This is a genomic window from Streptomyces sp. NPDC021224, assembly GCF_044332905.1.
Taxonomy (GTDB): domain Bacteria; phylum Actinomycetota; class Actinomycetes; order Streptomycetales; family Streptomycetaceae; genus Actinacidiphila.
This window is the reverse complement of the sequence record NZ_JBIRPW010000009.1, coordinates 208,594-224,858: the sequence shown is the minus strand read 5'-3', so window position 1 is coordinate 224,858 and position 16,265 is coordinate 208,594. Positions and strand designations below refer to the sequence as shown.

Annotated in this window: 15 protein-coding genes; 11 read left to right on the top strand and 4 right to left on the bottom strand. The window is 72.1% G+C overall.

Translation table 11 applies throughout. The features are described 5' to 3' along the window. The first annotated feature begins 126 nt into the window (after window positions 1-126). The 7 genes from ACH4PY_RS23875 to ACH4PY_RS23845 all read left to right on the top strand — a co-directional run bounded on the left by ACH4PY_RS23875 (window position 127) and on the right by ACH4PY_RS23845 (window position 6,001). Window positions 127-687, top strand: coding sequence for a SigE family RNA polymerase sigma factor (locus ACH4PY_RS23875; protein WP_398186346.1), 561 nt, complete (start codon window positions 127-129; stop codon window positions 685-687). Beyond that, window positions 680-1,621, top strand: a complete 942-nt coding sequence (locus tag ACH4PY_RS23870; protein WP_398186343.1) for a hypothetical protein — start codon at window positions 680-682, stop codon at window positions 1,619-1,621. The genes ACH4PY_RS23875 and ACH4PY_RS23870 overlap by 8 nt, the downstream gene beginning before the upstream one ends. A 37-nt stretch (window positions 1,622-1,658) precedes the next feature. Next, on the top strand, window positions 1,659-2,912 hold the full coding sequence (locus ACH4PY_RS23865; protein ID WP_398186340.1) for an Ig-like domain-containing protein: 1,254 nt from the start codon (window positions 1,659-1,661) through the stop codon (window positions 2,910-2,912). Window positions 2,913-2,999: 87 nt separating this feature from the next. After that, the gene (locus ACH4PY_RS23860) at window positions 3,000-3,509 is read left to right on the top strand and encodes a MarR family winged helix-turn-helix transcriptional regulator (RefSeq protein WP_398186337.1); all 510 of its coding nucleotides are present in this window, start codon (window positions 3,000-3,002) and stop codon (window positions 3,507-3,509) included. Window positions 3,510-3,559: 50 nt separating this feature from the next. Further along, the gene (locus ACH4PY_RS23855; protein ID WP_398186334.1) at window positions 3,560-3,916 is read left to right on the top strand and encodes a DUF3817 domain-containing protein; all 357 of its coding nucleotides are present in this window, start codon (window positions 3,560-3,562) and stop codon (window positions 3,914-3,916) included. 87 nt (window positions 3,917-4,003) lie between these two features. Next, the gene (locus ACH4PY_RS23850) at window positions 4,004-5,704 is read left to right on the top strand and encodes a methylmalonyl-CoA mutase (RefSeq protein ID WP_398186331.1); all 1,701 of its coding nucleotides are present in this window, start codon (window positions 4,004-4,006) and stop codon (window positions 5,702-5,704) included. Between the two features lie 105 nt (window positions 5,705-5,809). Then, window positions 5,810-6,001 carry a DUF397 domain-containing protein gene (locus tag ACH4PY_RS23845; RefSeq protein WP_398186328.1) on the top strand — a complete coding sequence of 64 codons (192 nt, stop codon included), beginning with the start codon at window positions 5,810-5,812 and terminating at the stop codon, window positions 5,999-6,001. 151 nt (window positions 6,002-6,152) lie between these two features. Here the strand turns inward: ACH4PY_RS23845 and ACH4PY_RS23840 are convergent, their stop codons facing one another. Further along, window positions 6,153-6,800, bottom strand: coding sequence for a TetR/AcrR family transcriptional regulator (locus ACH4PY_RS23840; RefSeq protein WP_398186325.1), 648 nt, complete (start codon window positions 6,798-6,800; stop codon window positions 6,153-6,155). A gap of 288 nt (window positions 6,801-7,088) precedes the next feature. Between ACH4PY_RS23840 and ACH4PY_RS23835 the strand changes: the two genes are divergently transcribed. From ACH4PY_RS23835 to ACH4PY_RS23820, 4 genes are all read left to right on the top strand, one after another. Beyond that, the gene (locus ACH4PY_RS23835; protein WP_398186322.1) at window positions 7,089-8,063 is read left to right on the top strand and encodes a co-chaperone YbbN; all 975 of its coding nucleotides are present in this window, start codon (window positions 7,089-7,091) and stop codon (window positions 8,061-8,063) included. A 670-nt stretch (window positions 8,064-8,733) separates the two neighbouring features. Continuing rightward, window positions 8,734-9,372: a DUF6230 family protein gene (locus tag ACH4PY_RS23830; RefSeq protein ID WP_398186320.1), complete on the top strand. Its 639-nt coding sequence runs from the start codon at window positions 8,734-8,736 to the stop codon at window positions 9,370-9,372. Window positions 9,373-9,468: 96 nt separating this feature from the next. Continuing rightward, entirely contained in the window at window positions 9,469-10,050 is a 582-nt protein-coding gene (locus tag ACH4PY_RS23825) for a DUF6114 domain-containing protein (RefSeq protein WP_398186317.1), read from the top strand. Then, a complete protein-coding gene (locus tag ACH4PY_RS23820; RefSeq protein ID WP_398186314.1) occupies window positions 10,040-11,347 on the top strand; it encodes a hypothetical protein in 1,308 nt (435 codons plus the stop codon). Before ACH4PY_RS23825 ends, ACH4PY_RS23820 begins: the two co-directional genes overlap by 11 nt. Before the next feature lie 88 nt (window positions 11,348-11,435). On the opposite strand, the gene pyk is transcribed toward ACH4PY_RS23820, so the two are convergent. From pyk to pta, 3 genes are all read right to left on the bottom strand, one after another. Next, window positions 11,436-12,854 (bottom strand): pyruvate kinase, encoded by a 1,419-nt coding sequence (gene pyk / locus ACH4PY_RS23815; protein ID WP_398186312.1) that lies wholly within the window; start codon window positions 12,852-12,854, stop codon window positions 11,436-11,438. Between the two features lie 66 nt (window positions 12,855-12,920). After that, window positions 12,921-14,093 (bottom strand): acetate/propionate family kinase, encoded by a 1,173-nt coding sequence (locus ACH4PY_RS23810; protein ID WP_398186309.1) that lies wholly within the window; start codon window positions 14,091-14,093, stop codon window positions 12,921-12,923. Continuing rightward, on the bottom strand, window positions 14,090-16,174 hold the full coding sequence (gene pta / locus ACH4PY_RS23805; RefSeq protein WP_398186306.1) for a phosphate acetyltransferase: 2,085 nt from the start codon (window positions 16,172-16,174) through the stop codon (window positions 14,090-14,092). Before pta ends, ACH4PY_RS23810 begins: the two co-directional genes overlap by 4 nt. Window positions 16,175-16,265: the final 91 nt, after the last annotated feature.

Here is a 16,265-nt window from a genome sequence, read left to right as displayed (position 1 = left end):
GGTGGTGGGCCGGTCGATCGCGACGCCCACCGCAAGAGGCATTCCCGGTGGCGCGACCCGCAGGGAAAACTCATGTGTCACCTCTTGGCGCCCTCGCGCGTGATAGATGCGGGAGGGCCACGAAAGATGACCGCACAACCCGCGGAGCGCACCGCGGATTTCGATGACTTCTACGCCGCCACGGCCAAGAAGATGGTCGCCGTCGTGTACGCGGTGACCGGCGACCTCGGCGAGGCGGAGGACGCCGTCCAGGAGGCCTACGCGCGAGCGTGGACCCGCTGGGCGGCGCTCACCGCCGAGGGCGACCCGACCCCCTGGGTCAGGACCGTCGCGCTGCGCCTCGCCGTGAGCACCTGGCGCAAGGCGCGCAACCGCATGCGCGCCCACTTCCGGCACGGCCCGCCCGCGGACGCGCCGGCGCTCGCGCCGGACCGGGTCGCGCTGGTGGACGCGCTGCGCACGCTCGGCGACGACCAGCGCACCGCCGTCGTGATGCACCATCTGCTGGACCTGCCGGTCGACGAGATCGCGCGGGAGACGGGGGTGTCGTCCGCCGCGGTGCGGACCCGGCTGAGCCGTGGCCGCAAGGCCCTCGGCGCCAAGCTCAGGGAAGAGCCCGAGCCCGCGGACCCCGACCGTGCCCGGCACGACCGGCGAACCCTCCGAGAGGTGCCCCTCCATGGCTGACGAACTCGACGACCGCCTGCACGAGCTGGCGCAGGACGCCGAACAACTCGTCGTCCTGGCCGGTCCGCAGGCCGCGCGGGCCCGGGGCGAGCGGCGCCGCGCCCGGCGCCGCGCGGCCGCCGCCGGTACGGTGACGGCGCTGGCCCTCGGCGTCACCTGCTGGCAGCTGCTGCCGCGGCTGGAGCAGGCGGACCGCGCCCGCACCACCGCGCCCGCCGCCTCCGGCAGCGCCACGCCCGAACCCACGATCTCCACGCAGGCGCTCACCGACCGCCTGCTGCCCACGAGTTCGCTGCCTTTCGCGCCGAAATGGCGCTGGACGGTCGCGGACAACGGAACGAAGAACGACGTGCCCTCCTCGTGCGGCTACCCGGTGCCGGCCGGTGTGATCGCCCAGGACGGCCGCACGTACATGGCGGAGGCCGTCAAGGCCATCGCGTACGAGCGGCTGCTGGCCTTCCCCGACGAGCCCGCGGCGGTCGCGGGGGCCGCGGAGCTGCGGCAGCGGATCGACGCCAAGTGCGCGATGGACATCATCACGGTCGAGAACGGCGTATGGGGGCGGCTCGTGGCGGACCGCGCCATGGGCAGCTCGAAGAAGATCTCCGGTGTGACGGTGTGGATCCAGCACGAGGGGCAATACGTCGCCGTACTGGTGGTGGACAGCCCTCACAGCCCGCTGCAGTGGGAGCCGGGAGACGAACCGGACGGACCGCGCCCGGCCGGCTGCCTGGCCGACACGCTCGACGACCTGGCCATGCCCCCCTCCCCGGACGCCCCGTCCACGGTGACGAGCCCCGGCTCCGGTCGCGCCGGCGGCGGCACGACCCGGTACTTCACCGTCGGCGGCGATGCCGCCGGCGACACCCACGTCTCCGGCAAGGACGGCTCCGGCGCCGACAAGGGCCCGTACTCCTCGTCCGCCGACTGCTGACCGACCGCTGACCGACTGCTGACAAGGACCCGACACCGTGTTCCGCACCTTCGGCATATCCCGCGGCCGCGCCCTCGCGGCCCCCGCCCTGCTGCTCGCCCTGGCACTCGGCGCCGCCGCGTGCGGCGGCGACGACACCGCGTCCGGCGACGGAGCCGCCCCCGGCGACGGCCCGGCCGCCACCGCGTCCGCCGCGGCCGGGAAGGTCACCGTCTCCCCGGCCGCGGGCAGGAGCGTCGCCCCCGGCACCCCCGTGACCGTCACCGCCGCGAGCGGCACCCTCGGCACCGTCACCGTCACCCCGAAGGGGAAGTCGTCTGACGGCGTCGATCCCGTGGAGGTGACCGGCAAGCTCGCCGCCGACCGCCGCACCTGGACGTCCGACCGCACCATGACGCCCGGCACCGCCTACACCGTCACGGTCACCGCCACCGACGGGGCGGGCAAGCAGGCCACCACCACGAGCGACTTCCGCACCGCCGCGGCGGGCAAGGTCAACGGCGTCACCGCGACCCCGCTCAACAACGCCGTCGTCGGCGTCGGCCTGCCGCTCTCACTCGCCTTCGACAAGCCGGTGGCGAACAAGGCCGCCGTCGAGCGGGCCCTGAGCATCACCACCACCCCCGCCGTCAAGGGCAGCTGGGGCTGGCTCACCGACCCGCTCACCGGCATCCAGCGGGTGGACTGGCGCCCGGACGTCTACTGGCCCACCGGCACCAAGGTCACCCTGACCGCCCGGCTCAGCGGCATCGACACCGGCGACGGGCGCTTCCTGCGCCGTGACATCCACGACACCTTCAGCGTCGGCACCGCCCGGATCTCCTACGCCGACCTCGCCAAGCACACCATGCGCGTCACCGAGAACGGCCGCACCGTCAAGAACTTCAAGATCTCCGGCGGCAGCTCCGCCTTCCCCACGTGGAACGGCACCATGGTGGTGATGGCCAAGCAGTCCACCGTCCGGATGACCTCGTCGTCGGTCAACATCGCGACCAGCGAGGACTCCGCCGACTTCTACGACGAGGACGTGCACAACGCCGTCCGCGTCACCACCTCCGGCACCTTCGTGCACGCCGCGCCCTGGAACGACCGCTACATGGGCAAGCAGAACAAGAGCCACGGCTGCATCGGGCTGAGCGACGCCGACGCCAAGTGGTTCTTCGACAGCGCGGTGCGCGGCGACGTCGTGGTGTCCACCGGCTCCACCCGGGCCGTCGTCGACAAGGGCAACGGCTACGGCGAGTGGAACCTGTCCGTGGACCAGTGGCACGCGCTCAGCGCCCTCACCTGAGGAAGAACAGCAGGCCGCGGGGCTGCCGGATGCCCGACTGCCGAGACGGCCGTGACCACGATGTGACCGACGGGTAGGCTCAAGCGCGTGTCAAAGCCCCTGAGCCTGCCCTTCGACCCCATCGCCCGCGCCGACGAGCACTGGACCCAGCGCTGGGGCGGGGTCCCGTCGATGGGCGCGATCACCTCGATCATGCGCGCCCAGCAGATCCTGCTGGGCCAGGTCGACGCGGTGGTCAAGCCCTACGGCCTGACCTTCGCGCGCTACGAGGCGCTGGTGCTGCTCACCTTCTCCAAGGCGGGCGAGCTGCCGATGTCCAAGATCGGCGAGCGCCTGATGGTGCACCCCACGTCGGTGACCAACACCGTCGACCGGCTGGTGGCGTCCGGTCTGGTCGCCAAGCGCCCCAACCCCAACGACGGCCGCGGCACCCTGGCCTCGATCACCGACAAGGGCCGCGAGATCGTCGAGTCCGCCACGCGCGACCTGATGGCGATGGACTTCGGCCTCGGCGTCTACGACGCGGAGGAGTGCGCGGAGATCTTCGCGCTGCTCAGGCCGCTGCGGATCGACGCCGGGGATTTCGAGGCGGAGTGAGCACGGGGGCGAAATCGGGGGCCTGAGGCCGCCGGGTTACGCTCGTTGCCATGAAACACAGCGTGCTGACCCGCTACCGGGTGATGGCCTACGTGACCGGCGTCCTGCTGATCGCCCTCACGCTCGCCGTCATCGGCAAGTACGGGCTCGACATCAGCGGCGCGGGCACCGCCACCACCGTGATCGGCTTCGCCCACGGCTGGCTCTACGTCGTCTACCTGATCTTCGCCTTCGACCTGTGCTCCAAGGCGAAGTGGCCGCTCGGCCGGATGGCCTGGGTGCTGCTGGCCGGCACCGTGCCGACCGCCGCGTTCTTCGTCGAGCGCCGGGTCTCGCGCGAGCTGGCCCCGCTCGTCGCGCCGTCGCAGGCGGACGAGCCGGAGCCCGTCCAGCCCGCGAAGGCGTAGGGCCCGCCCCAGAAAAAACGCGGCTCACCCGGTTGGTGAGCCGCGCGTCATCGACATTTACTAGGACGTCCTAGTAAATTCGAGAGTATGGACGCTTCGGAGATCGAGACAGGCCGCACCCGCTGGCAGGCACGCTACGACTCCAGCCGGCGCCGCGACGCCGACTTCACGACGCTCTCCGGTGACCCGGTGGAGCCGGTGTACGGGCCGCCGCCCGGCGCCGACGTACCGGGCTTCGAACGGATCGGCTGGCCGGGGGAGTACCCCTTCACCCGCGGCCTGCACGCCACCGGATACCGCGGCCGGACGTGGACGATCCGCCAGTTCGCCGGCTTCGGCAACGCCGAGCAGACCAACCGGCGGTACCGCCAGATCCTGGCCAACGGCGGCGGCGGCCTCTCCGTCGCCTTCGACATGCCGACGCTCATGGGCCGCGACTCCGACGACGCCCGCTCGCTCGGCGAGGTCGGCCACTGCGGGGTCGCGATCGACTCGGCCGCGGACATGGAGGTGCTCTTCCGCGACATCCCGCTGGGCGACATCACCACCTCCATGACGATCTCCGGGCCCGCCGTCCCGGTCTTCTGCATGTACCTGGTCGCGGCCGAGCGGCAGGGCGTCGACCCGGGGGTACTCAACGGCACGCTCCAGACCGACATCTTCAAGGAGTACATCGCGCAGAAGGAGTGGCTCTTCGCCCCCGAACCGCACCTGCGGCTCATCGGCGACCTGATGGAGCACTGCGCGACCGCCATCCCGGCGTACAAGCCGCTGTCGGTGTCCGGCTACCACATCCGCGAGGCGGGCGCGACGGCCGCGCAGGAACTGGCCTACACCCTTGCCGACGGCTTCGGCTACGTCGAGCTGGGCCTCAGCCGCGGCCTGGACGTCGACACCTTCGCGCCCGGCCTGTCCTTCTTCTTCGACGCGCACCTGGACTTCTTCGAGGAGATCGCCAAGTTCCGCGCCGCCCGCCGCATCTGGGCCCGCTGGATGCGGGACGTGTACGGGGCGCGGTCGGACAAGGCGCAGTGGCTGCGCTTCCACACCCAGACCGCAGGGGTGTCGCTCACCGCCCAGCAGCCCTACAACAACGTCGTGCGCACCGCCGTCGAGGCGCTCGCCGCCGTGCTCGGCGGCACCAACTCGCTGCACACCAACGCGCTGGACGAGACGCTCGCGCTGCCCAGCGAGCAGGCCGCCGAGATCGCGCTGCGCACCCAGCAGGTGCTGATGGAGGAGACGGGCGTCGCCAACGTCGCCGACCCGCTCGGCGGCTCCTGGTACGTCGAGGCGCTCACCGACCGCATCGAGCGCGACGCCGAGGCCGTCTTCGACCGCATCCGGGAGCTGGGCGAGCGGGCCGTGCCGAGCGGTGAGCACCCGATCGGGCCGATGACGTCCGGCATCCTGCGCGGCATCGAGGACGGCTACTTCACCGGCGAGATCGCCGAGGCCGCCTTCCAGTACCAGAGCGCGCTGGAGAAGGGCGACAAGCGGGTCGTCGGCGTCAACTGCCACACCGGCTCCGTCACCGGCGACCTGGAGATCCTGCGGGTCGGCCACGAGGTCGAGCGCGACCAGGTGCGGCTGCTCGCCGACCGCCGCACCGCGCGCGACGAGGCCGCCGTGCGCCGCGGCCTGGACGAAATGCTGGCGGCCGCACGCTCCGGCGGCAACATGATCGCGCCCATGCTGGACGCGGTACGGGCCGAGGCCACGCTCGGCGAGATCTGCGACGTGCTGCGTGCCGAATGGGGCACATACGCGGAACCCGCCCGCTTCTGAGCGCCCCGTGCGTCCCTCCGTCCGCCCCCCAAGGCGCTGACCTGGACATTGGTTGTGGTCGGTAGATTCGTCAACGACCCGACCGCCCTCCAGGAAAGGACGTGTGTGGCCCTCGAAGCGACCGTCGGTGACGACGGGATGGTCTACATAAGGGAGACGGAACAGCCGGACGTGGTGGCGGTGACCACCACCGCGAAATGGGAGGCCTTCGTGAAAGGCGTCCTGGCGGGGGAGTTCGACCACTTCGCCGCCGACCTGGCCGGGGGAGAGACCGCCCCGGCGCGCAGCCTCTCCTGAGCCCCCGGCTCGGAGCGGCACGGGGCCCGGGGGAGGGCCCGGGGGGGCACGGAAAGAGCAGTACCGGCGGGGAGCCGGGATGACGGGGACGCGCGCAGCGCGATGAACGGGAAAGGCGGGGCCGCACGCCGTACGGGCGGTGCGGGACCTCTCAGTCGAGGTCCTGGGCCGTGTGCAGCCCCGCGAGTCCGACGACGAGGAGCCCGGCGAGCCGACGCGCCCACTCCTCGTCGGCCGGCTCGGACGAGACCATGACGCGGTGCACGACCGCCCCGGCGACCACGTCGAAGATCAGGTTGTCCCGCCAGGGCGCCGTGGCGCCGTCGTCCGCGGGGATCTCGCCGCGCGCCTGGGCGCGCTTGCGGCCCAGCACCACCAGGTGCTTCTGCCGGTCCACGATGGCCGCGCGGATCCGCAGCCGCAGCGCGTCGTCGTACGCCGCCTCGCCGATCACCGCCATCAGCGCGGTCCTGGTCTCCGGGCGGTCCAGCAGCTCGGCGAAGCGCAGCACCACGCCGCGGATGTCGGCCTCCAGGCTGCCGCGGTCGGGCAGTTCGAGCTGCTCCTCGAAGAGCGCGGCGACCGCGTCCACGGCCAGTTCGTTCTTGCCCGCCCAGCGCCGGTAGACGGTCGTCTTGGCCACCCCGGCGCGCGCCGCGACGTCGCCCAGTGTCAGCCTGCTCCAGCCGACCTCGGCCAGCGCGGCGCGGGTGGCCGCGAGAATCACCCGGTCGAGCCCGGCACTCCGCGGCCGCCCGGTGCGTCGGGCCGGTGGCGGACCGGCGGCGGTGGGAGGCATACGCGGACCATACCCGTCGGTAAGTACCGTGACGAGTGAGCTGATTCACAGGGTGCGCCGCAGTGTGGGGCGGGCAGGGGCAGTTACGCTACAGCTCGTAGCGAAACACGAGCGACTTCGGCGACAACCACGCCGGTGCGGATGGGGATCCGCACCACCACCGACGCGCCGCCACCGGCGGCGCGCCACCACACGACCGGGTGGTCGGAGCCCCGCGAACCGGCGGGAGGTCCGGCCTGATCCCGGGACTGTGCACCACTGGGGTCCGCGAGGGGGGAGGATTGCCTCATGCAGCCACGGAACATGTCCATGAGCGGGGTGGTCGACCTCGCCGCGGTGAAGGCGGCCAGTGAGGCCAAGGCCAAGGCCGAGCAGGCCCGGGCGCAGCGGCAGGAGGCCGGCGCCGCCGGTGCGGCCGCCCCCGCTTCCCCGCTCGTCATCGAGGTGACCGAGGCGACCTTCGAGAGCGACGTCCTCCAGCGCTCCACCGAGGTCCCGGTCGTCATCAGCTTCTGGGCCGACCAGGCCGAGCAGAGCAAGCAGCTCAACGCGGTGCTGGAGCGGCTGGCCGGCGAGTACCGCGGCCGGTTCGTGCTGGCCACCGCCGACGTCTACGCCAACCAGCTCCTCTTCCAGCAGTTCCAGGTCCAGGGCGTGCCCGCGGTCTTCGCGGTGATCGCCGGACAGGCGATGCCGCTCTTCCAGGGCCTGGCGCCGGAGGACCAGATCACCGAGGTGCTCGACCAGCTCGTCGCGGTGGCCGAGCAGCGCTTCGGCATCGTCGGCGAGGAGGTCGACCCCGGTGCCGCGCCGGAGCCCGCCGCCGTGCCGGAGCGCCCGGCCACCCCGCAGGAACTGGCGCTGGGCGCCGCGCACGACGCGCTGGACGCCGGTGACCTGAGCGGCGCGGTCCAGGCGTACCGCAATGTGCTCGCCGACGAGCCCGCCAACACCGAGGCCAAGCTCGGCCTCGCACAGGCCGAACTGCTCTCCCGCGTCCAGGGCGTGGACGCGGGCGCCGCGCGGCAGGCCGCCGCCGACGCCCCGGGCGATGTGCAGGCCCAGCTCACCGCCGCCGACCTGGACCTGGTGGGCGGCCATGTCGAGGACGCCTTCGGGCGGCTGGTCGACACCGTGCGCCGCACCACGGGCGACGACCGCGACACCGCGCGGCTGCGGCTGCTGGAGCTGTTCGAGGTCGTCGGCCCGGACGACCCGCGGGTGGTCAGCGGTCGGACCGCGCTGGCCAGGGTGCTGTTCTGAGTCCTGTTCTCCCGCGTACCGCGGCCTCGTGACGGGGCCGCGGTACTCAGCGGTTGAGTGATCCGGCGACCTCTCTTTATCAAACCGTGACAGTGGGCGGTCACCGTCACGGGGAGTGAGAACGCGACCCCGATTTGCTGGTCGATCGTCATATATGCCGGACTTTCTCCCCCATGTTTTGACTACGCCACGTCAGTATGTCTCGAACGGCTGCGCGCCTCACGACACTTATCCGTTACTCGCTAGTAATGAGCCCCTTGTGCGGCGGCCCCGAATGGACCACGATCGGCCAAGCTCGGTCCGTAGCCAGCGCCCGGCAGCCAGCCGGTGCCCGGCCCCACGGGTCCCCGCCGAGCGGAAGAGCGCGGCAACCGCCGCGCCTTCGGGACAGGGGGGTCTCCGTCCGCCGTGATGGAACCGGATGGAGCCTGTCCAGCAGGTTGCGCGAGAGCGTGGCCAGTGGTTGTCGCTCGGGGGTGATCGCCGATGTCCCGGACACCGCCGTCCGGACTTCCCCAGGCAGTTCCGCAGGGCTTTCCCGCAGGACTCGCCCCGGGAGGCAGACGGCCATGCCCGGCGCGGCGCTCTCCTTCCCGAGGACGTAGCACTTCTCCCATCCCAGGCCCGGACCAGGTCCGGGCCGGAGATGTACGTCCGAGAAGGAGGAAACATGGAATCGCACGTTCGGGGCGGTACCAGATGGCGGCGGTTCGCCGTCGTCATGGTGCCGAGTGTGGCCGCCACCGCGGCGATAGGCGTGGCGATCGCGCAGGGCGCGCTCGCGGCGTCGTTCAGCGTGTCCGGCCAGCAGTTCAAGGTCACCGCGGACACGCTGCACGGCGAGGGATTCGAGCAGTACGGCTCGCTCGACATCAAGCAGGGCGGCGACCCGAAGGACCCCAAGTCGTACGCGCCGGTGGCGGTGTCGGCGTTCACCGACGCCACCATCACGGGCCTGTGCCAGTCGGTCGTCATCCCGACGCCGATCGGGGACGTGACGCTCGTCCTGAAGGCCGGCAACGACGGCAAGAAGGTCAAGGCGCACAACCTCTACATCGACCTCGACCAGCTCGACGCGGACGCGGTCTTCACCAACATCAACATCGGTGTCGCGGCGGGTGCGAGCGGCCAGCCCGGTCCCGGCATCAAGGCCGGCGACAAGGCCGACCCGAACTCGTTCGCGCAGACGGCCGAGTCGGCCGACCTGACGGACGTCAAGCAGACGGCGTGGGCGACCAGCGCGGGCACCTTCCGCCTCACGGGCCTCAGCCTCAGGCTCCACCTGGGCTCCGGGGGCCAGTGCTACTGAGCACGGTCTGACTCGCTCTGGGCGGGCCGCGCCCCGCGCGGCTCGCCCACGGCACCCCTTTCTTCACGCAACGCCAGTTCCAGGGAGCTGTTTTCCATGAGCGCCGAGTCGCAAGGGTCCCCCGACGCCTTCACCCGCGGCCGCATCGCCTTCCGGCACTGGCGGTGGGAGCGGCCGTTCTGGGCCGGGCTGGTGACCATCATCGGCGGGGCCGCCATCGGGTACGTCCCGTACCACAACATGACCTTCGGTCAGCTGGGCGTCCGGGTCGGCACCACCGCGGGTGCCAGCGCGCTGATCATCGGCGTGCTGCTCATCACGCTGAGCCTGACGATGTGGTTCCAGCGCGAGGTGCGGATCTTCGCCGGTGTCGCGAGCATCCTGCTCGGCCTGGTGTCCATCCCGATGACCAACCTCGGCGCCCTCGTGGGCTTCCTGTTCGCGATCGTCGGCGGCGCGCTGGCCATCGCCTGGGCGCCCGGCACGCCGGTGCCCGACGACCCGGGCGAGCAGGCGGAGTTGCCCGGCGACGGCCCGAAGCCGGTGGACGACGCGGCCGACCCGGCCGCCGGCCCCCACTTCCACGCCGACCCGTTCACCACGCCCGAGCCGGTGCACGCCGGAGCGGGGGCAGACGACGAGACCACCGAGCAGAACGGGAGGCACCGTGCTGAGTGACGAAGCTCAGCCGGGCGAGAGCGCGCGCCGCGCGCGGACCGGGTCCGGCCCGCGGCACGCGGCCCCGCGCAGGTCCCTGCTGACGAAGCTGCACATGCCCGCGGGCAAGGCGGTGGCGCTCGCCGCCATGCCGACCGCCGTGCTCATGGGCATGGGACTGACCCCGCACCTGGCGCAGGCCGACGAGCCCAAGAACCCGTTCAAGCCGGGCCCGTGCGTGACGCAGTCCGAGACCCCGACGCCCTCGCCGTCCGAGACGGCGAAGAAGGGCAAGGACACCTCGGATTCGGCGAAGAAGGACGACAAGGGGACGCCGAAGCCGACGACGAGCCCGAGCGCCACGACGGCGACCGGCAAGAACGATTCCGCGCCCACGCCGGAGACCTCGCCGTCCGCCGCCGACGCCAAGCCCGGCACGGCCGCGTCCGCCCCGACGACCGCCCCCAGCGCGAGCCCGAGCCCCACCAAGTCCGTCAACCCGCTGGACCCGCTGGGCCTCGGCGACCTGCTCGGCGGCCTGCTGGGCCTCGGCGGCGCCTCGCAGCCCACCGCGAGCCCCACCCCGACCCCCACGCAGCCCTCGGCGAGCCCCACGGCGTCCCCGAAGGCCACGCAGGACGCGAAGCCCACGGTCAAGGACACCGTCCAGGACACCGTCAAGGACGTCACGAAGACGGCCGACGGCGCGCTCCAGAAGACCAAGGACACCGTCAAGGACACGGCCAAGGGCGCCACGGACGGCGCCTCGAAGACCGCCAAGTCCCTGACCGGCGACGACTCCGCGGCCACCTCCGGCGACCCGCAGTCCTTCCCGTGCCCCAGCTACGACGCCAAGGCCCTCGCGGACGCCCAGACCGAGCAGGGCATACCCCTGCTCCCGGACGACCCCTGGGTCCTCAAGAGCTCGCTGCTGACCCTCTACGGCCTGAAGTACGACGGCATCGTGCAGGTCAAGACCTACGGCGGCACGGTCAAGGACGTCCTGAAGTTCACCGCGACCGGTATCGACATCGGCGACCTGCACCAGATCGTCAACGGCCCCAGCGGCAGCAAGACCCATGTGATGGCGGCCAAGGGCTCCACGTCGACGTTCCGCAACGGCACGGTGACCATGTACACCGAGTCCCTGAGCGGCAACCTCCTCGGCGTCGTCCCCATCACCTTCACCCCGAAGGCCCCGCCCCCCCTGACCCTCCCGGTCCTCTTCTTCACCGACGTCACCGTCATCCAGGCAGGCCAGTTCGGCGGCACCCTCACGGTCCCCGGCATGAAGGTCCTCCCGGGCCAGGACGCCTGACCCGGCCTCCTCCCGGACGCCGGACGGCCCGCGGCCCGCACCCCGGACGAGGGGTGCGGGCCGCGGGCTGTCGGCCGGTGGAAAGACCTCAGGCGCCCAGGTGGTGGACGCGGACGAGGTTGGTGGTGCCGGGGACACCGGGGGGCGAGCCGGCGGTGATGATGACGGTGTCGCCCTCGGTGAAGTCGCTGAGCTTGAGCATCTCGCGGTCGACGATCTTGACCATGTCGTCGGTGGTGTCGGCGTGCTCGACGACGAACGCCTCGACGCCCCAGGTCAGCGCGAGTTGGTTGCGGGTCGCGGGGTCGGTGGTGAACGCCACGACCGGCTCGGGCACGCGGTAGCGGGCCAGACGGCGGGCGGTGTCGCCGGACTTGGTGAAGGCGACCAGGGTCTTGGCGTCGAGGAAGTCGGCCAGCTCGGCGGCCGCGCGTGCGACCGCGCCGCCCTGGGTGCGGGGCTTCTTGCCGGGGGCCAGCGGCTGGAGGCCGCGGCACAGCAGCTCCTCCTCGGCGGCCTCGACGATGCGGGACATCGTCTTGACCGTCTCGACCGGGTACTTGCCAACCGAGGACTCCGCGGAGAGCATGACCGCGTCGGCTCCGTCCAGGATGGCGTTGGCCACGTCGGAGGCCTCGGCGCGGGTGGGGCGGGAGTTGGTGATCATCGACTCCATCATCTGGGTCGCGACGATCACCGGCTTGGCGTTGCGGCGGCACAGCTCGACGAGCCGCTTCTGGACGACCGGCACCTGCTCCAGCGGGTACTCCACCGCGAGGTCGCCGCGGGCGACCATCACGGCGTCGAACGCCATGACGACGTCCTCCATGTTCTTGACCGCCTGCGGCTTCTCCACCTTGGCGATGACGGGGACCCGGCGGCCCTCCTCGTCCATCACCCGGTGCACGTCGCGGACGTCCTTGGCGTCGCGCACGAAGGACAGCGCGATCATGTCGACGCCCATCCGCAGCGCGAAGCGCAGGTCCTCGATGTCCTTCTCGGACAGCGCCGGGACGTTCACCGCCGCGCCGGGCAGGTTGATGCCCTTGTGGTCGGAGATCACGCCGCCCTCGACGACGAGCGCGCGCACCCGCGGGCCGTCGACCTCGATGACGCGCAGTGCGACGTTGCCGTCGTTGATGAGGATCGGGTCGCCCTGCGAGACGTCGGCGGGCAGGCCCTTGTACGTCGTCCCGCAGATGGTGCGGTCGCCGGGGACGTCCTCGGTGGTGATGGTGAACTCGTCGCCCGCGACCAGCTCCACGGGTCCGTCGGCGAAGGTGGCCAGCCGGATCTTGGGGCCCTGGAGGTCGGCGAGGATGCCGACCGCCCTGCCGGTCTCCTCGGCCACCTTCCGCACGCGGCTGTAGCGGCCCTCGTGCTCGGCGTGGCTGCCGTGGCTGAAGTTGAGTCGGGCCACGTTCATGCCGGCCTCCACCAGTGTCTTCAACTGGTCATAGGAGTCGACGGCGGGACCCAGGGTACAGACGATCTTGGCTCGGCGCATGGGCGCTATCCTATCGGTTTGTTCCGCTCCGGAATATTCCTGGGGCTTCGCGTGGCAGTGAGGTGGTCAGCCGCCCTGCGGGGCGGCCGCCAGTGCGTAAGTATCGCGGGCGATCTCCAGCTCCTCGTCGGTGGGGACCACCGCGACGGCCACCCGGGACGAATCGGCCGACACCAGGCGGGGCGCGTGGCCGCGAACGGCGTTGCGCACCGGATCCATGGTGACACCCAGACTGTCCAGACCGGACAAGGCCGCCCCGCGGACCGCCGCCGAGTTCTCGCCCACCCCGGCGGTGAACGTGATCGCGTCGAGCCGCCCCAGCACGGCGGTGAAGGCCCCCACATAGCGGCGCAGCCGGTGCACGTAGACGTCGAAGGCGAGCTGCGCCGCCTTGTCGCCCTCCGCCATCCGGCGGCCGATCTCCCGCATGTCGTTGTCGCCGCACAGGCCCAGCAGCCCGGAGCGCTTGTTGAGCAGCCGGTCGATCTCGTCCGTGCTCATCCCGCCGACCCGCTGGAGGTGGAAGACCACCGCCGGGTCCAGGTCGCCGGAGCGGGTGCCCATCACCAGGCCCTCCAGCGGGGTCAGCCCCATCGAGGTGTCCACGCACACCCCGCCGCGCACCGCGGAGGCCGAGGCGCCGTTGCCCAGGTGCAGCACGATGACGTTGACGTCCGCCGGGTCCCGGCCGAGCAGCCGGGCGGTCGCGCGGGAGACGTACGCGTGCGAGGTGCCGTGGAAGCCGTAGCGGCGGATGCCGTAGCGGTCGGCGGTGGCGGTGTCGATCGCGTAGCGGGCCGCGGCCTCGGGCAGCGTCGCGTGGAAGGCGGTGTCGAAGACCGCGACCTGCGGCAGGTCCGGGCGCAGCTCGCGGGCGACCTTGATGCCGGTGATGTTCGCCGGGTTGTGCAGCGGCGCCAGCGGCACCAGCTCCTCGATGCCGGCCAGCACCTCGTCGGTGATCAGGGTGGGTTCGGTGAAGCGGGTGCCGCCGTGCACCACCCGGTGGCCGACCGCGGCCAGCTCCGGCGAGTCCAGGCCGAGCCCGCGCTCGCGCAGCTCGTCCGAGACCGTGCGCAGCGCCTCGGTGTGGTCGGCGGTGCCGCCGGGCTCGCCGATCCGCTCCACCACCCCGGACGCCAGGCGCTCCTCGCCGTCCATGTCGATGAGCTGGTACTTCACCGACGACGAGCCGGAGTTCAGCACCAGCACCCTGCTCCCGCGTGCCGCCGTGCTCACTGGGCGTCCCCCTGCTGTGCCTGGATCGCGGTGATCGCGACCGTGTTGACGATGTCCTGGACCAGCGCGCCGCGCGACAGGTCGTTGACGGGCTTGCGCAGGCCCTGGAGGACCGGGCCGACCGCGACCGCGCCCGCCGAGCGCTGCACGGCCTTGTACGTGTTGTTGCCGGTGTTCAGGTCCGGGAAGACCAGCACGGTGGCCTGCCCGGCCACCGCCGAGCCGGGCATCTTGGTGGCCGCGACCGACGGGGCGACCGCCGCGTCGTACTGGATCGGGCCCTCGACCAGCAGCTCCGGGCGGTGCTCGCGCACCAGCGCGGTCGCGGTGCGGACCTTGTCGACGTCCGCGCCGCTGCCGGAGGTGCCGGTCGAGTACGACAGCATCGCGATGCGCGGCTCCACGCCGAAGCGGGCCGCGGTGGCCGACGCCTGGATCGCGATGTCGGCGAGCTGCTCGGCGTCCGGGTCGGGGTTGACCGCGCAGTCGCCGTAGACCAGGACCTTGTCGGCCAGGCACATGAAGAAGACCGACGAGACGATGGCCGCGCCCGGCCGGGTCTTGATGATCTCGAAGGCCGGCCGGATGGTCGCCGCGGTCGAGTGCACCGCGCCGGACACCATGCCGTCGGCGAGCCCCTCCTGCACCATCAGGGTGCCGAAGTAGGAGACGTCCGCGACGACGTCGTACGCCAGCTCGTACGTCACCCCGCGGTGCGCGCGCAGCTCCGCGTAGAGCGCGGCGAAACGATCCCGCAGCGGCGAGGTCTGCGGGTCCAGGATCTGGAGCCCGGGGTCGTCCAGGGTGATGCCGAGATCGCCCGCCCTCTTGCGGACCACGTCCTCCTCGCCCAGCAGCGTCAGCTCGCACACGCCCCGCCGCAGCAGCACCTCCGCGGCCCGCAGGATGCGCTCCTCGGCGCCCTCCGGCAGCACGATCCGCCGCTTGTCGGCGCGGGCCCGCTCGATGAGCGCGTGCTCGAACATCATCGGCGTCACCCGCGCCGAGCGGGCGACCGACAGCCGGTCGGTCAGCTGCGCGGTGTCCACGTGCGTCTCGAAGAGCCCGAGCGCGGTCTCCGCCTTGCGCGGGGTGCCCGCGCCCAGCTTGCCGTCGAGGGTGAACAGGCCCGCGGCGGTCGTGAAGGACCCGGTGGACACCGCCAGCACCGGGGTGCCGGGCGCCAGCCGGTCGGCGAGGTTCAGTATGTCCGGGCCCGGCTTCTCGTCCAGCGTCAGCAGCAGCCCGGCGATCGGCGGGGTACCCGCGGAGTGGGCAGCGAGCGCCCCCACGATGAGGTCGGCCCGGTCGCCCGGGGTCACCACGACACAGCCCGGCGTCAGCTTCGGCAGGAAGGTCGGCAGCATCGCGCCGCCGAAGACGAAGTCCAGCGCGTCCCGCGCCATCCCCGCGTCGTCGCCGAGCAGCACCTCGGCGCCCAGCGTCTCGGCGATCTGCGACACGGTCGGGGCCCGCAGCGCCGGCTCGTCCGGCAGCACGTAGACCGGTACGTCGGTGAAGCGCGCGAGCCGCTCCGCGGTCTCCTCCGCCTCGGCCGGCTCGACCCGGTTGGCGACCATCGCGATGACGTCGCAGCCCAGGCTGGTGTACGCGTGGTGGGCGTTGCGCACCTCGGCCGCCACCGACTCGGCGGTCTGCGCGCGCTCCCCTATGACCACGATGACCGACGCGCCGCACTCGTTGGCCAGCCGCGCGTTCACCGCCAGCTCGGCGGGCAGGCTGGTGCCGGCGAAGTCCGAGCCGAGCACCAGGACCGTGTCGTAGTCGGCCGCGACCCGCAGGTAGCCCTCCACCAGCCGGGCCGTCAGCGCCTCCTGGCCCTGCTCGGCCTGCAGTTCGGCGGCCTCCTCGTAGCCCAGCCCGAAGACCGTGGCCGGGTCCTGCACGAGCCGGTAGCGGCTGCGCAGCAGCTCGAAGATGCGGTCCGGCGTGTCGTGCACCAGCGGCCGGTAGACGCCGACCCGGTCCACCTGCCGCGTCAGCAGCTCCATCACTCCCAGCTCGACCACCTGGCGGCCGTCGCCACGGCCGACCCCCGTGACGTAGACGCTGCGCGTCACCCGATTACTCCGTTTCGTCTTCCCCGTATCCGGGCAGCCGCCCGCGTACGCAACGACGCTAACGTGCCCGCGCGGCAGACGCCCGCCGAGG

Coding starts and splice junctions, on each gene's coding strand:
- ACH4PY_RS23875 (WP_398186346.1), top strand. CDS start 127: ATGACCGCACAACCCGCGGAGCGCACCGCGGATTTCGATGACTTCTAC.
- ACH4PY_RS23870 (WP_398186343.1), top strand. CDS start 680: ATGGCTGACGAACTCGACGACCGCCTGCACGAGCTGGCGCAGGACGCC.
- ACH4PY_RS23855 (WP_398186334.1), top strand. CDS start 3,560: ATGAAACACAGCGTGCTGACCCGCTACCGGGTGATGGCCTACGTGACC.
- ACH4PY_RS23850 (WP_398186331.1), top strand. CDS start 4,004: ATGGACGCTTCGGAGATCGAGACAGGCCGCACCCGCTGGCAGGCACGC.
- ACH4PY_RS23840 (WP_398186325.1), bottom strand. CDS start 6,800: ATGCCTCCCACCGCCGCCGGTCCGCCACCGGCCCGACGCACCGGGCGG.
- ACH4PY_RS23835 (WP_398186322.1), top strand. CDS start 7,089: ATGCAGCCACGGAACATGTCCATGAGCGGGGTGGTCGACCTCGCCGCG.
- ACH4PY_RS23830 (WP_398186320.1), top strand. CDS start 8,734: ATGGAATCGCACGTTCGGGGCGGTACCAGATGGCGGCGGTTCGCCGTC.
- ACH4PY_RS23825 (WP_398186317.1), top strand. CDS start 9,469: ATGAGCGCCGAGTCGCAAGGGTCCCCCGACGCCTTCACCCGCGGCCGC.
- pyk (WP_398186312.1), bottom strand. CDS start 12,854: ATGCGCCGAGCCAAGATCGTCTGTACCCTGGGTCCCGCCGTCGACTCC.